Origin of the sequence: Streptomyces inusitatus (assembly GCF_014651115.1) — a bacterium.
In the GTDB taxonomy this organism is placed as follows: Bacteria; Actinomycetota; Actinomycetes; order Streptomycetales; family Streptomycetaceae; genus Streptomyces; species Streptomyces amakusaensis.
The window spans coordinates 1-12,736 of record NZ_BMWG01000005.1 but is presented as its reverse complement, the minus strand read 5'-3'; the positions used below and the strand labels follow the sequence as shown (position 1 = coordinate 12,736).

Annotated in this window: 14 protein-coding genes and 1 pseudogene; 3 read left to right on the top strand and 12 right to left on the bottom strand. The window is 72.8% G+C overall.

Going from position 1 to position 12,736, the window contains the following annotated elements; all coding sequences use genetic code 11:
• Nucleotide 1: 1 nt before the first annotated feature.
• Complete coding sequence (locus IE247_RS11330) at nt 2-1,747, bottom strand: PD-(D/E)XK nuclease family protein (protein ID WP_190122893.1); 1,746 nt, start codon at nt 1,745-1,747, stop codon at nt 2-4.
• A gap of 209 nt (nt 1,748-1,956) precedes the next feature.
• Here IE247_RS11330 and IE247_RS11325 point away from each other — a divergent pair, with 209 nt between their 5' ends.
• Nucleotides 1,957-3,474, top strand: coding sequence for a serine/threonine protein kinase (locus tag IE247_RS11325; RefSeq protein ID WP_190122892.1), 1,518 nt, complete (start codon nt 1,957-1,959; stop codon nt 3,472-3,474).
• A 67-nt stretch (nt 3,475-3,541) separates the two neighbouring features.
• On the opposite strand, the gene IE247_RS11320 is transcribed toward IE247_RS11325, so the two are convergent.
• The 8 genes from IE247_RS11320 to IE247_RS11285 form a co-directional block, all read right to left on the bottom strand.
• Nucleotides 3,542-4,012 carry a carboxymuconolactone decarboxylase family protein gene (locus IE247_RS11320; protein ID WP_190122891.1) on the bottom strand — a complete coding sequence of 157 codons (471 nt, stop codon included), beginning with the start codon at nt 4,010-4,012 and terminating at the stop codon, nt 3,542-3,544.
• A 119-nt stretch (nt 4,013-4,131) separates the two neighbouring features.
• Entirely contained in the window at nt 4,132-4,998 is an 867-nt protein-coding gene (locus IE247_RS11315; protein WP_190122890.1) for a S8 family serine peptidase, read from the bottom strand.
• A gap of 40 nt (nt 4,999-5,038) precedes the next feature.
• Nucleotides 5,039-5,203 carry a hypothetical protein gene (locus IE247_RS11310; RefSeq protein ID WP_229869047.1) on the bottom strand — a complete coding sequence of 55 codons (165 nt, stop codon included), beginning with the start codon at nt 5,201-5,203 and terminating at the stop codon, nt 5,039-5,041.
• Between the two features lie 80 nt (nt 5,204-5,283).
• Nucleotides 5,284-5,499 (bottom strand): hypothetical protein, encoded by a 216-nt coding sequence (locus tag IE247_RS11305; RefSeq protein WP_190122888.1) that lies wholly within the window; start codon nt 5,497-5,499, stop codon nt 5,284-5,286.
• A 7-nt stretch (nt 5,500-5,506) separates the two neighbouring features.
• A complete protein-coding gene (locus IE247_RS11300) occupies nt 5,507-5,695 on the bottom strand; it encodes a hypothetical protein (protein ID WP_190122887.1) in 189 nt (62 codons plus the stop codon).
• Between the two features lie 28 nt (nt 5,696-5,723).
• Nucleotides 5,724-6,698, bottom strand: a complete 975-nt coding sequence (locus tag IE247_RS11295) for a cyanobactin maturation protease PatG family protein (RefSeq protein ID WP_190122886.1) — start codon at nt 6,696-6,698, stop codon at nt 5,724-5,726.
• A 118-nt stretch (nt 6,699-6,816) separates the two neighbouring features.
• Nucleotides 6,817-7,023: a hypothetical protein gene (locus IE247_RS11290; RefSeq protein WP_190122885.1), complete on the bottom strand. Its 207-nt coding sequence runs from the start codon at nt 7,021-7,023 to the stop codon at nt 6,817-6,819.
• A gap of 65 nt (nt 7,024-7,088) precedes the next feature.
• A complete protein-coding gene (locus IE247_RS11285; RefSeq protein ID WP_190122884.1) occupies nt 7,089-7,817 on the bottom strand; it encodes a TetR/AcrR family transcriptional regulator in 729 nt (242 codons plus the stop codon).
• Nucleotides 7,818-7,962: 145 nt separating this feature from the next.
• On the opposite strand from IE247_RS11285, the gene IE247_RS11280 reads away from it, so the two are divergent.
• The gene (locus tag IE247_RS11280; RefSeq protein ID WP_190122883.1) at nt 7,963-9,417 is read left to right on the top strand and encodes a serine hydrolase domain-containing protein; all 1,455 of its coding nucleotides are present in this window, start codon (nt 7,963-7,965) and stop codon (nt 9,415-9,417) included.
• 77 nt (nt 9,418-9,494) lie between these two features.
• Nucleotides 9,495-10,217, top strand: a complete 723-nt coding sequence (locus IE247_RS11275; protein WP_190122882.1) for a hypothetical protein — start codon at nt 9,495-9,497, stop codon at nt 10,215-10,217.
• On the opposite strand, the gene IE247_RS11270 is transcribed toward IE247_RS11275, so the two are convergent.
• From IE247_RS11270 to IE247_RS11260, 3 genes and pseudogenes are all read right to left on the bottom strand, one after another.
• Nucleotides 10,211-11,341, bottom strand: a complete 1,131-nt coding sequence (locus IE247_RS11270) for a DUF4037 domain-containing protein (RefSeq protein WP_190122881.1) — start codon at nt 11,339-11,341, stop codon at nt 10,211-10,213. The two genes, IE247_RS11275 and IE247_RS11270, sit on opposite strands and share 7 nt — an antisense overlap.
• Nucleotides 11,322-12,290 (bottom strand): NAD-dependent epimerase/dehydratase family protein, encoded by a 969-nt coding sequence (locus tag IE247_RS11265; RefSeq protein ID WP_190122880.1) that lies wholly within the window; start codon nt 12,288-12,290, stop codon nt 11,322-11,324. Before IE247_RS11265 ends, IE247_RS11270 begins: the two co-directional genes overlap by 20 nt.
• Nucleotides 12,287-12,736 (bottom strand): annotated as a pseudogene (locus IE247_RS11260) (cytochrome P450); the annotation flags it as partial. The pseudogene IE247_RS11260 and the gene IE247_RS11265, both read right to left, overlap by 4 nt.

Below are 12,736 nucleotides of genomic sequence, written 5' to 3'. Positions count from 1 at the left end.
CTCAGGCCCCGCCGGTGGCGACGGCGCCGCCGGCCAGATACCGGCGGCCCTCCCGGCACCAGTCCAGGGCCTCGCAGTCCCGGCAGTGCTCGTCCGGGGCCGCCCGGTACGAGACGTCCGCCGACCAGGGTTCGGCCGTCGCGCGGACGATCTCCCGCGCCTCGGCGTGGACCCGGGGCCGCCAGGGGTCGATCTCCAGCCGGTTACCGCCCTCCGCGCCGAGGATCTCCACCTCGATCCGGGAGCGGCGATGATCCCCTCCGGCCAGTTCGCCGGTGCGCATGAGCAGGACGGCCAGCGCGAGCTGGGGGTTTGCCGCCAGCACCGAGCGGCCGTCGTACAACCGGCCGCCCCGGGTCTTCGTCTCCCGCCAGACCCATCCGCCGCGCCGGGTGTGCAGCAGATCCGGCTGGGCGATCAGCACCACATCGAGTGCGGGGTCGTACGCGGTGACCTGCGGCTGCACCCGGACCTCCTCGGCCGGGCCGAGCCGGTCCAGCGGGCACAGGGCCGCGTGCCGCTCCACCATCGCCGCGGCGGCGAGGGCGGCGTCCTCGGGCAGCCCGGCCCAGACTTCGGGTGCCGGTGCGGGAAGGCCCCGGCAGCCGCGCGGCCTTCGCAGCGTGTGCCGCTCGTTGAGCAGTGCGTCCACCGCGCGACCCCGGCGCAGGGCCGGGTTCTCCGGCCGGGGCGAGCGCAGTTTCAGCTCCCGGGTCAGATGGTATTTGGCCGCGCACTCCGTGTACGCCCGCAGATCACTGGCGGACAGACTGCGCCGCTTGCGGCTTCGGTCGGCGCGGCTCAGCCCGATCAGCCCCGGCGGCTCCCCGGCCGCCCGCTGCGAAGGCGGTCCGGGCAGCGCGGGGCAGCGCCCGGCACCGGGGCATTCGACACAGCCGCGCCCCGGCCGCCGCTCGGACCCTTCCACCACCCGCGCCAGAACAGGTCCCGTGCTCCGCTCGGACGCGCGCGCGGCCTCGGCGGGCGTACAGTCCGCCGTCACCTCGGCCGCGCCGTCGCCGCAGCCGAAGTCGATCACGCGCACCCGGTCGGGTCCGGCCGTCGGCCCGTACGGTGCGACCGCCGTGTACGGCTCCGTACGGCCGCGCTCCCGGTCGTACCCGGAGCGGCAGGGCTCTCCGAACGCGGTGACGAAGGCGGCGGCCGCCACCTCGGCGGCGGGCCGGTCCTTCTTCGCCGCGCCGAAGGAGAGCAGCCACAGCTCGCGCACCGAGCCGTCGGCGGAGGCGTACCGCCGCCCCCAGGCCGTGCGCTCGTAGATCCGCGCGCCGCGCGCGTCGTGCCCGGCGTCATCGCGCAACCGATTCCGCACCACCCACTCATCCCGCACCGCACGGGTGGGCGGGCCGTCCGAGCCACGGTCGCGGCACCATGTCCCGCGGTGGCGCAGATAGCGGAGGAGCGCCTCGGCCGTCCACTCGATCAGTCCGCCGTGCGCGGGGCGGCCGCGCCCGAAGGCCCCCCGGGTGCGCCGCAGTTCCGCGATCGCCTCCTCGGGGGTCAGTCCGCCGAATTCGACGCGGTCGAGAGCGGACATCAGCGGTTTGAGCGCGAATGTCAGAAAGGGCTCGTGGGAGGGCAGCCGGTTGGCCGCGCTCAGCCAGGGTCTGGCCCTGATCGCCAGCTGGGCGGGGCAGTCGGCGGGGTCCTCGCGGGTGAGGGGAAGGCCGGTGCGGATCAGGGCCAGCTCGTCCGAAGTGGCCAAATTTGCAGGCCAGTTGGGCATGGAAGCGGCCTCCTCGAACCGGGGCGGCGGTGTCCCGGGCGGGGCCCAGAGAACCATGGCGGGCCAGTAACGTCAACGCAGGGTTTTACATCGGTAGCTGTCTGTAGAGTGGAGGGCCGCATGAACGGGTCAGCGGTCTCCTGTGGCCGTTGGTCCGTGTGCGGATGGGCGTGGCCGGGTGCGAGAGGGAAGGCGCGGAACGCGAATTCATGACAGAAAAGTTGGTTCTGGACGGCCGTTACCGTCTGGAGCATTTCTTCAAGGGCGGATTCGGCGTGCTGTGGAAGGCGCGCGACCTCAAAGCCGACATTTGGGTCGCCGTCAAAGTCCTCCGTGACCCCGCCGAGGTGGCCGAGCAGGCCGGTACCAGCGTGAAGTCCGTGGAGCCCGGTCTGAAGGCGCGTTTCCTCCGGGAGTGCGTCATCCTCCGGGAGATGAGACACCCCTCCATTCCCGCCTGGCTGGGTCAGGGCTACCACGACGGTTCGCCCTACCTGGTCATGGAGTGGATCGATGGAGTGTCCCTCTGCGATTTCATCAAGACCTACGGAGCGCTCAAACCGTCCGTTGTCGCCTCCATCGTGGTGCAGATCGCGGAGGCACTCGACTGCGCGCACCGGCACGGCGTCATTCACCGTGACCTCAATCCGAACAATGTGATGATCACTCCTCGGGGGGTCGTCCATCTGATCGACTTCGGCATCGCCCTGCCGACGGACCCCAGCGCGACCCGCCACACCGCGCCCGGCTACATGAGTCCCAACACCCCCGGCTACACCTCTCGCGAACAGTTCTGGGGCGGAGCGGTCGGCCCCGCGTCCGACATCTACTCCCTGGGCTGCATCGTCTACGAACTGCACACGGGCAGCTGGCCGTTCCACGAGACCCCCGAAGGCGGACTGGAATACCACCACACGTCCGACAGAGTGGCCCCTCCGGTCGCCGAGGGGGCTCCCGGGCTCCCTCCGGAGCTGGCCCGGACCGTGGACCGGATGCTGGTCAAGCGGGTCGAGGGCCGACTCGGCAGCGCGGAGGAGGTCCACGCGGCGTACCATCCCTTCCTGCCCGCCGAGGGCGACCCCGAGCCGATCCCCCGTATGACCCACGACCCGACCCTCCCCTTCCGCGAACCGGACCGGACGAGCCCCGCGCCGCCCGTCCGGGCGCGTGGGCACAGGCGCTCCCGCGGCGCCCACCGCGACACCCCCCAGCTCCGGACGGATGAGGCGCAGGCCGCCCTGGACGCGGCCCGGCGGGAGCTGTCGGACGGGCCGGGGCCGGGGCCGGACTGCGCGGCGCTGGAGCCGGTGCGCCGGAACGCGGTACGCGCGTGGGGGCTCCGCACGGAACTCGCGGCGAGGATCCAGCTGCTGTGCGCGGACGTGAGACTCCACCACGGGGACAGGGCCCAGCCCTCCGACGTGCGGGCGGCGCTCGCGCTCTGTCAGGAGCTGGTCGCGGCCCTCGACGGACAGACCGCGACCGGGCTCCACGAGGTGTTCCTCAGCGCCCGGCTCGGGGAGGCGTGCTGCATGTGGGCCCTGGGCAGCGACCCCACTCCGGCGTTCGACGGATGGGCGGCGGTCGCCACGGAGGCCGCCGTGCTGACGGAGCCTCCGGAGGACCCCGTACTCCGCTGCCGTGAGCTGGGGGAGCGGTTCATCGAGGCCAGCGTCCGCGCCGAGCGGGCCCGGGCCCTGCTGGCCCGGCTTCCCGTCACTCGCTAGAGCGGGCTTCCGGCGGCACAGCCCCGGGTGCGCCCCACCGCGCCCGGGGTGTTTTGCCTGCCGATCGTCAGAACTGGCCGGGCCGGTAGTCCCCGGCGGGCTGCTGGACGATGACGTTGAAGCGGTTGAAGGTGTTGATGAGGGCGATGAGCGACACCAGGGCGGCGAGCTGGTCCTCGTCATAGTGCTTGGCGGCGTTCGCCCAGGCGGCGTCGGTGACCCCGCCCGCCGCGTCGGCGATGCGGGTGCCCTGCTCCGTCAGCTCCAGGGCGGCGCGCTCGGCGTCGGTGAAGACCGTGGCCTCCCGCCAGACCGCGATCAGATGAAGGCGCGTCGAGGTCTCCCCGGCGTGCGCCGCCTCTTTGGTGTGCATGTCGACGCAGAAACCGCAGCCGTTGATCTGGCTGGCGCGGATCTTCACCAGCTCCTGTGTCGAGGCCGGCAGCGGCGAGCCCTCGATGGCCTTGGCCGCCGAGATGATGTGCCGCAGGGCCTTGGCCGTGACCGCGTTGTCGAGGAGGTTCAAGCGGGCATCCATGGTGGTGCACTCCTTGCCGTTGTTCGGGTCTGTGCCTTCTCGACGGGACAGCCCGGCAGGATGTGACATCGGCGAATGTGATGTGCGTCTCCCGGGCTCCCCGCTCCCCGCTCCTCGTGTCACCGGGTGAGCGCATGCCCGTCCCGGAGCGCGGTGTACGCCGCCCAGGCGTCGAGCAGCGGCGGGATCACCGAGTGGCGGCGGGCCGTGGCACGGGTCAGCGCGTACCGTACGGCGGCGGGGGAGGCGGCCGGGAACAGTGAGCACAGCAGTGCCGCCGCGCCCGTGACGAAGGGGGTGGCGGCGCTCGTGCCGCTCACGGTCCGCGGGGATCCGTCGAGGCCCGGGCCGGTGATCCGGTCGCCGGGGGCTCCGACCCCGTTCCGTCCGATCGAGATGCCCAGATTGGACTGGGGCATGGGCCGCCCGGCGCGGTCGTACGCGACGACCGGGACGACCCAGGGATGGCGGGTGAGCACGGAGGATCCCATCCGGCCCTGGTTCCCGGCCGCGACCACGGTGATCACGCCCCGGTCCGCGGCATGGTCGAGTGCCGCCTCCAGCGCGCGGTCCGGTACGCCGGAGGGCGCGGGCTGCGCCATGCTGAGGTTCAGCACCCGGGCGCCCGCGTCGACGGTCTCGGTGATCGCCTCGGCCAGCTCCCCGGTGCGCACTCCGGTCAGACAGGTCGCCGGGCCGCCTCCCGCCGGGCGGTCCGTGAAGAGGGGCCGTACCAGCAGGGCGCACCCCGGGCAGACGCCCGTCGCCGAGACGAGGATCCCCGCGACGAATGTGCCGTGCCCGCAGCACACATCGCCCCGGCGGCAGCCCCTCGGACCGGGCGGGCGCGACTCCCGTACCGTACGGCCCGCGAGAGCGGGATGGTCCAGGGCGACCGGACCGTCGATCAGCCCCACGACGACAGAGGACCGGCCGGTCGTGAGCGCCCTCAGGGGCGTCAGACCGGCCAGGTCCAGCGGTTCCATGGTCACCTTCTCTCCGCCCGGGCGGTTCGGCCGGGCGGGTTCAGCCGGGCGGTGGCAGCGTCTGAAGCGGATCGCAGTCGTCGTGGCAGGTGGCCGCGCAGTTGTTGTAGCAGTCGCCCGCCGCGTAGGAGGGGACGTCCTCGCACTGGTCGGCGCAGACACTGATGCACAGACTGTCGCAGTGGGTGTCCAGCTGTGGGAACACACGGTCGTCCGGCCGTGAACGCGGGACGGGGGCGAAGCCGGGGATGCTCGTACGGTCTCTCGTACCTCTCGTTCGTACTCTCATACGACCGCGACCCCCAGCTCGTCCCAGTACCGGCACTTCTGGTCCACGCAGTTGCCGTAGCAGTCGTAGTCGGCCGATTCGAGTCCCTCGCAGCTCCAGCGGCAGTCCTGGCCCACGACGCTCTCGCAGGAGATCTCCTGGGGAAGCAGCCGATCGCCGGCCGGGACGCGCGCCGGTCGCGTACGGGTACGGGTGAATCCGGGGACACTCATTCGGAAGTCACCGCTTCTTGTCGCAGAGCCGGTGCAGACACCTCTGTACACAGCCGCTGAAATCGTAGGAGCCCCTGCACCGGTTGCGGCAGACCGGGCCCAACTCCTCCTCGCAGGTGAACTGCTGGGGGAGGACCAAGTCACCCGCCTTCGCCCCGGGGGCCGCCGTGTCGACGGCGAATCCAGGAATACGCATTTCCCTTCGCCTCTCTTCGGTTCACCGGTTACCGGTTGTAGTAGGTCTGGAACGGGGTCACGGGATAGGGGAAGAGCCCGTCGACGCCGACGCGGACGGACCACTTCTCCGTGACATTGGTCCGCCGGTGGGTGTAGGAGAAGATCGCCGTGATGACGGTCTGGGCCCCGCTGAGCCGGGACGGCACCGCCTCCACCGCGGACAGGGTGTAGCCGTCGGTGTATGCTTCGTTGGTCCTCTGATAGATCTCCTGGTTCCGTACGGTGAGGTAGTTGAGGGCCCGGTCGGCGGGCGCGGTGCCCGCGTTGTCGCTGAGCTGGAGCAGCCGGTCGAGCAGGGCCCCGGCGGCCTTCTCGAAGTGCTTGCGCGAGGTGCCGGTGGGCCGTTCGATCGCCTGGATCAGCTCCTTGCTGTCGAAGGCCCAGATCTTCTCCACGCTCACCACGGGGACGGAGAGCCCCTGGCACGCGCCGGGGGGCGCGACGGGACCCAGATGGCCCACGATCACGGCGAGATCGCGCCGGTCGGCGACCGGGCGCAGCGCCTCCAGCAGTTCGGGCAGGTCCGTGGGGTCGGCGGGTGTCAGGAGGTAGGTGTCGACGCCCTGGACGGAGAGGACGTAACACATCTGCCGGGCGATGTAACGGTTGTCCGGGTCGGACAGGACCCGGTAGAGGGCGTCGTCGTCGGTCGCGTCCGGCTGTTCCGCCTCGCCCGCGACCTGGCTGAACTCCTGCTGTACGGAGATGTCGGGGAACACGGCGCGGACCCGTCCCAGGACATACACCTGGGCGGGCTCCGCGCGCCGCGCGGCGGATCCGTCGTGGCCGCCCGCGCCGGAGGCGGTGTCGCCGCCGCAATCGCAGCAGGCCTGGGTGACGGAAGGGGGCTCGGGTGCCGTGCCGGGCCCGTCCGGGGCGGCTTCGGGCGGCGGGCCCGTCTCGTTCTCCGCCGGGAGGTCCGCCGGGAGGTCCATCGGTGTGCTCATCGGTTCGGACTGCATCGGTCACTCCTCGCACACGCGCTCACGCCGGAACGGTTCGTGCCCCGGCCGTTCCCGGTTCGCGTCGCGATCGCGCTTTCCGTACCGTTGCGTCGTTACCCGTCGGAGTGACGGGCCCTCAGCGGGGCGTACGGACGCCGCCGATCACCAGCCAGCGGTTCAGGGACTCGGCCCGGCGGCCGCAGCCGCCGCAGGGGCGGATGCCGACCGCCGTGGTCATCCGGGCGACGGCGTCGCCGAGTCCGACCTCGGTGTCCTCCCTGGTGAAACCGGGAATCCGCACCCGGTGCCGGGGCTCGTCAGTTCGCTTGCCCCGCTCGCTCATTGAGTCCTCAACCACCCGTCTCGCGTCCGGTGGGCCCCGCCCCTTCCATCTTCCTCCGGTCCGGCTCAGGCGTCGAGCCGGGCCGCCAGGCCGTCGAGGACCCGGGCGAGGCCGTAGTCGAAGGCGTCGTCACGGATCCGCCGGGGGTGTGTGTCCTGTTGGGCGGAGCTTCCCTCGCGCAGCCCCGGGTGCTCCCGGGAGGCCTCGTCGAAGGCCGGACGCAGCTCCGCCACCCACTCCCGCTCGGTCCTGCCGCTGCGGGCGATCGCCGAGAGGTACGCGGCCTCGGTGGTCGCGATGCCGATGACGTACGCCATGAGCGTCCCCGCGGCCTGGTCCTTCTCGTCCGCGGGGAAGCCCGCCGCCTCGAACTGCGCGAGCAGCCCCGATGTCATCCGCACGGCGTTCGGACCGACGTGCACCAGGCCGGTCTGGCCGATCTCGGGGGCGATCCAGGGGTGGCGCAGGGTCATCGCGCGCAGCTCCGCCGCGATGCCGGCGACGGCCGGGCGCCACCGGGCGCGCTCGGCGGTGGCCGGCGGCGGTGCCAGCTCGCCGTAGATCTCGTCGACGACCAGCTCGATCAGCTCGTCCTTGTTGGCCACATGCCGGTAGAGGGAGGTGGCCGCCGCGTTGAGGCGGGTGCCGAGTTTGCGCATGCTGAGCGCCTCCACGCCCTCCGCGTCCAGCAACTCGATCGCCGCGGCCACGATCTGCTCACGGGTCAGCTGCTCCCGCTGCCGGGGGCGCGGCCGGGTCCACACCGATTCGGTCGGCTTCATCTCGGCTGGCACAAGGCCTCATCTCCACTCGTCGCGGTGTCGCCCCCCACGGTAGCGCACGCTGTACGCCTCTTGCGTACAGCGTTCCGTCATGCGTACAGTGTTCGCACCGAGCAGTCATCGAGCAGCTTCGTACACATCAGGTGGGAGCAGACGCATGCCGCGGAACGTGAATTGGGACGAGCAGGGCAACTGGCAGGTCAGGGGCGAGTGGGGAACCCGGGACTCGGCCGGCCGCAAGCTGGACCTCGCCCACTGGCAGGCCCGCCTCGACGAACTGCGCGTCAAGTACCGCGTACCGGCCGCCTCGCTGGCGATCCTCGTCGACGGGACCGTCCATGAGCTGGCCGGCGGCGTACTCCACCGGGGCACCGGCGTGGAGGCGACGACCGACTCGGTCTTCCAACTGGGCTCGATCGCGAAGATCTACACCGCCACCCTGATCATGCGGCTCGTCGAATCGGGCCGACTGGACCTGGACGCATCGGTCGCGGACATCCTGCCGGAGTTCTCGATACCCGACCCCGAGGTGGCCAGGGAGATCACCGTCCGCCGGCTGCTCAGCCACACCAGCGGCCTCACCTGCGACTTCACCTATGACAGCGGGCGCGGTGACGACTGCCTCGCCAAATATGTCGAGGCCGCCGGGAATGTGACGCTCGACTGCCCGCCCGGCACCGCGATCTCGTACAGCGGCATCGGCTACAACGTGCTCGGCCGGATCACCGAGGTGGTGACCGGCAAGGTCTGGGACGAGGCGCTCAAGGACCTCCTCCTGGCCCCGCTCGGCGTCACCCACACGATGACACTCCCCGAGGAGGCACTCCGCTTCCGCACCGCGATGGGACACCTGGGCGAACCGGGCCAGGAGCCGGAGCCCGCGCCCAGCTGGGACCTGATGCCGCGCTCGGCGGGCCCGTACGGCAGGGTCCTCTCCACGGCGGGCGATCTCGCGCGGCTCGCGCGCATGCACCTCAACGGCGGTCTGGCGGAGGACGGCACACGCGTGCTGTCCGAGGAGACCACCGCGCTGATGCGGCGGCGCGAGGCGGAGTCCCCCGACAAGTGGACCGTCAGCGCCGACGGCTGGGGCCTCGGCTGGACCCTCTACGACTGGGACGGCGTCCAGGGCTACGGACACGACGGCGCGTCGATCGGCCAGTACGGCTATCTCCGTGTGGTGCCCTCCGCCGGGGTGGCGGTCGCCCTGCTCACCAACGGCGGCGGCGCGCGCGAACTCTACGCGGCGCTCTACCGGGAACTCCTCGCCGAGCTGGCCGGAGTGACGATGCCGGAGCCCTTCGCCCCGCCCGCCCGGCCGCCCGTGGTCGACTTCACCCCGCTCGTCGGCGTCTACCGCCGCGAGGGCGTGATCATCACCGTGACCGAACGGGACGGCGCCGGCCATGTGCTGTACGAGTTCGTCGACGGCATGAAGCACTTCTCCGAGCCCCTGCACATCGACCTGGTGCCGGTGACGGACACCGTCTTCGCCGGTACGGGGGTGGGCGCGGCCTTCAGCGAGGGGTACACGCCCGTCGTCTTCGCCAAGCTCCCCGACGGTACGGGGTGCGTCTACATCGGGATGCGCTGCGGCCCGAAGGTCGCGTAGCGCGGCGACGCCCCGGGGGAGCCGGGCGCCGCCCCCGGGCGGGCCCGGCCCGGGGGCGGCAGGGCAGACTGTGCGGAATGGAGAGTTTTCGCACGGTACAACCCGCCCCCGAACGGTACGGACGCCTGCGGGTGCGGAACGACGATCTGAGCCCGGCCCGCTGGCTCACCGAGCGCGCGCCGGGGCACGGGGACTTCGGGACGGTGGCGGGGGTCGCCGCGCCCGGGTTCGAGGCCTACGCACGGGTGCTGCATCCGGCCTCGCTGGACGAACGGCCGGTGCGGTGGGAGACGGCCGCCGCCGCCCATGGGCGTGAGACGGCACCGCTCATGGAGTGGCACGGCGTGATCGGGGCGGACCGCGACTACCACAACGCCTCCGAGTACGGTCTGCCCGGCGTCTGGGACGAGCACCCGGAAGAAGGCCCGACCCCGCCCGGTGTGGCCGAGGCGCTGATACCGGTCCTGGCCCGGCACACCAGTACCCCCGAGCAGTGCTGGTTCGGCCTGTGGGCCGGCTACGGCGTGTGGGATTTCGACGGTACGCCCACCTTCGAGACCCCGGGACGGGACGAGGTGCTGCTCTCCGGAACGCTCGCCGAAGCCGTCTCTCCGGCGGACACGGACCACTGGTCGCAACTGCCCGACCTGTGGTGGCCGCAGGACCGCGCCTGGTGTCTGGGCGGCGATGTCGACCTGGTGAGCACCTATGTCGGCGGCTCCCGGGAACTGATCGCCGAACTGCTGGCCACTCCGGAACTGGAGGCGCACCCGGTGGCGTACGGCGACAGTCCCTACTGACCGGCCCGCTCCGGGACTCCTCGCCCGAGCGAACGCGCCATCGCCTGAACCGCGTCGGGCCGGCCGAGGAGATCGGTGCTGTCGGCCCACTGGTCCACGCCTCCCACCAGCGGCAGCCCCCGAAGCTCCGGGCTGGTCACCGTCCGGGCCAGCGCCCGCGCGAAGCGTTCGGCGCGCAGGACCAGGAAGGGGCGCGAGTGATAGGGGCGGCGGCCCGGATCCACCGGATCGGTGAGACCCACGGCGTTCTGCATCCGGGCGACGGCCTCGTAGGCATCGCCCAAATGCCCTTCCCGGACGCGGTACTCCGTCGCCGCCAGCGCACCGCGCAGCGACGGGGCGAGCGACTCGGCCACCGCGAGCCGCCCGAACGCGCTGCCGAGCCATTTGCCGTAAGGGGCGTACCGGCGCTCCAGCAGCAGACACAGCCGCATCAGATCCCGCACCAGACGACTGGCCACGAGCGCGGAGCCGAGGTCGTCGCCGACCTCCGCGCACCGGCCCACGAACGCCTCCTCCTGCGAGATCCTCTGCCACTGGCACGCCAGGAGATATCGCCACACCTGCTCGGGGTACCAGGCCAACGCGCCCCGCGCGGCCGTGAGGACACCGAGGTCGTCGCGGAACACCGCACCACCGGTCACCTCGGCGAGCCGCTGCTGCGGCACCGTCAGCCACTCACGGTCGGCCGGGACCGCCCCCGCCCACTCCAGCCCCAGCCGCTCGGAGAGCCACGCGCCCGCCTCGTGCACATCCACCCGGTGATCGACCGGGCCCTCGGTCGGCAGCATCCGCCCGACCGGGTCCAGCGGATCGTCGCTCCGCCGGAAATTCGTGGGCCAGCCGCGCACCCGCTTCGGGAGCCGCTCCGCCAGCAGCAGCCGGATGTCCGCGCCGTACCGGTCGCGGTCCGCCGGTGCGAGGAACAGCTCCAGCCGGGGCCCCCACTCATGATCCGCCGATCGTGCCGTGTCGAAGCCCAGCACCTCCGAACCGCTGCCGACCCGGGCGGCCGTGTACCGCAGCCCCGGAAACACGTCCCGCAGAATCGGCCGGACGGCCTCCTCGTACAGCGCTCCGGACAGCTCGACGCCCGGCACGAAATCAGGATCGGAGATCGTCATCCCTCCACTGTGCTCGACACCCCGCACGGCGGCCACCGGATATCCCCGGCCCCGGGGCGTAGTCGGTGAGCGAGCGCCGCGCCCGCCACCCCTGCCGCCCGGCCTTGGCCGTGTCCAGTACGACGGTGTGCGCAAGCTGGTCCACGGCGTACCGCGTCAGCGGGGGTTCGGCGGCCGGGCGCAGCCGGGACAGGGCCTCGGCCGCCGTCGCGGCGCCCTGGGCGAGGGGCAGCGGGAGGTGGCCGATACGGGCGCGGACGCCGTGGGCGCGCAGGACCGCGCGTACCGCTTCGTCGCGGGAGTACGGCGCTGAGTCGGCGATGTTGTACGCGCCGGGCGGCCAGCCGGCGGCGGCGAGACAGGCGTCGGCGAGGTTCTCGACGGCGGTCAGACTGAGCGTGACATCGGGGCCGGGCAGCAGCAGAAGCCCGGCGCGGACACGGGCCAGCAGACGGGGCGTCAGATGCGGGTCGCCCTCCCCGTAGACCGCGCGGGGGCGCAGCGCCACCGCCCCGGCGGCCAGCGCCAGGGCCTCGCCCTCGGCCTTGGTGCGGCCGTAGGCGTTGAGCTGTCCGCGTACGGGATGGCTCTCGGTGACCCGCTCCCGGCCGGGCCCGGGGGCGTAGACGCTGGCGCTGCTCACCCACACCACCGGGCGGCCCGCCGCCGCGTCCAGCAGCCGGGCCGTGCCGCCGACGTTGACGACGCGCATCAAGGCCTCGGCCGGTGAGCCGGGCACGGGGTCGCCGACCGAGGCCGCGCAGTGGACGACGAGGTCGGCCCCGGCGAGATCGGGTGCCGCGCCGGTGGCGGCGTCCCAGCGGACATGGCGTCCGACGGGCCCCGGCCGACGCCCCACACAGAGGACGTTCGCGCCCCGGGCGGCGGCGAGGGCGGCGATGCGGGAGCCGCAGAAACCGCTCGCCCCGGTGACGGCGATCGTGGTCACCGCGCCTCCAGGCGGGTGGTCGCCCGGACGGTCAGCGAGCGCCAGCCGGGCAGCGCCGCGTGCCGGTCGGCGCGAGAGCGCACCACGGCCGGGCGGTACGGCGCGAGCACGGCGAGGGCGTCGTCGAGCTGGGCGTGGGCGAGCCGCGCGCCCGGACAGGCGTGGGCTCCCGCGCCGAAGACGAGCCGGGCGAGCGCGGGATCGGCCGGACGCCGGGCGTCGGGCGGGTCGCTGTGCGCGCCCGCGGCGTGCCGTGCGACGAGGACCAGCCGGTCGCCGGCGCGTACGGGACAGCCCTCCACCACTGTGTCGGCGGCGGCCACGCGCGGCAGCAGCGGGGGGGGCGCGGTGACCCGGGGCAACTCGCCCACCAGCGCGGGCCGCAGCCTCTCGTCCGCCGCGTCCGCCCACAGCCCGGCGGCCGCGCACCAGGCGGGGGGGGGGGG

Coding starts and splice junctions, on each gene's coding strand:
- IE247_RS11330 (WP_190122893.1), bottom strand. CDS start 1,747: ATGCCCAACTGGCCTGCAAATTTGGCCACTTCGGACGAGCTGGCCCTG.
- IE247_RS11325 (WP_190122892.1), top strand. CDS start 1,957: ATGACAGAAAAGTTGGTTCTGGACGGCCGTTACCGTCTGGAGCATTTC.
- IE247_RS11320 (WP_190122891.1), bottom strand. CDS start 4,012: ATGGATGCCCGCTTGAACCTCCTCGACAACGCGGTCACGGCCAAGGCC.
- IE247_RS11315 (WP_190122890.1), bottom strand. CDS start 4,998: ATGGAACCGCTGGACCTGGCCGGTCTGACGCCCCTGAGGGCGCTCACG.
- IE247_RS11305 (WP_190122888.1), bottom strand. CDS start 5,499: ATGAGTGTCCCCGGATTCACCCGTACCCGTACGCGACCGGCGCGCGTC.
- IE247_RS11300 (WP_190122887.1), bottom strand. CDS start 5,695: ATGCGTATTCCTGGATTCGCCGTCGACACGGCGGCCCCCGGGGCGAAG.
- IE247_RS11295 (WP_190122886.1), bottom strand. CDS start 6,698: ATGCAGTCCGAACCGATGAGCACACCGATGGACCTCCCGGCGGACCTC.
- IE247_RS11290 (WP_190122885.1), bottom strand. CDS start 7,023: ATGAGCGAGCGGGGCAAGCGAACTGACGAGCCCCGGCACCGGGTGCGG.
- IE247_RS11280 (WP_190122883.1), top strand. CDS start 7,963: ATGCCGCGGAACGTGAATTGGGACGAGCAGGGCAACTGGCAGGTCAGG.
- IE247_RS11275 (WP_190122882.1), top strand. CDS start 9,495: ATGGAGAGTTTTCGCACGGTACAACCCGCCCCCGAACGGTACGGACGC.
- IE247_RS11270 (WP_190122881.1), bottom strand. CDS start 11,341: ATGACGATCTCCGATCCTGATTTCGTGCCGGGCGTCGAGCTGTCCGGA.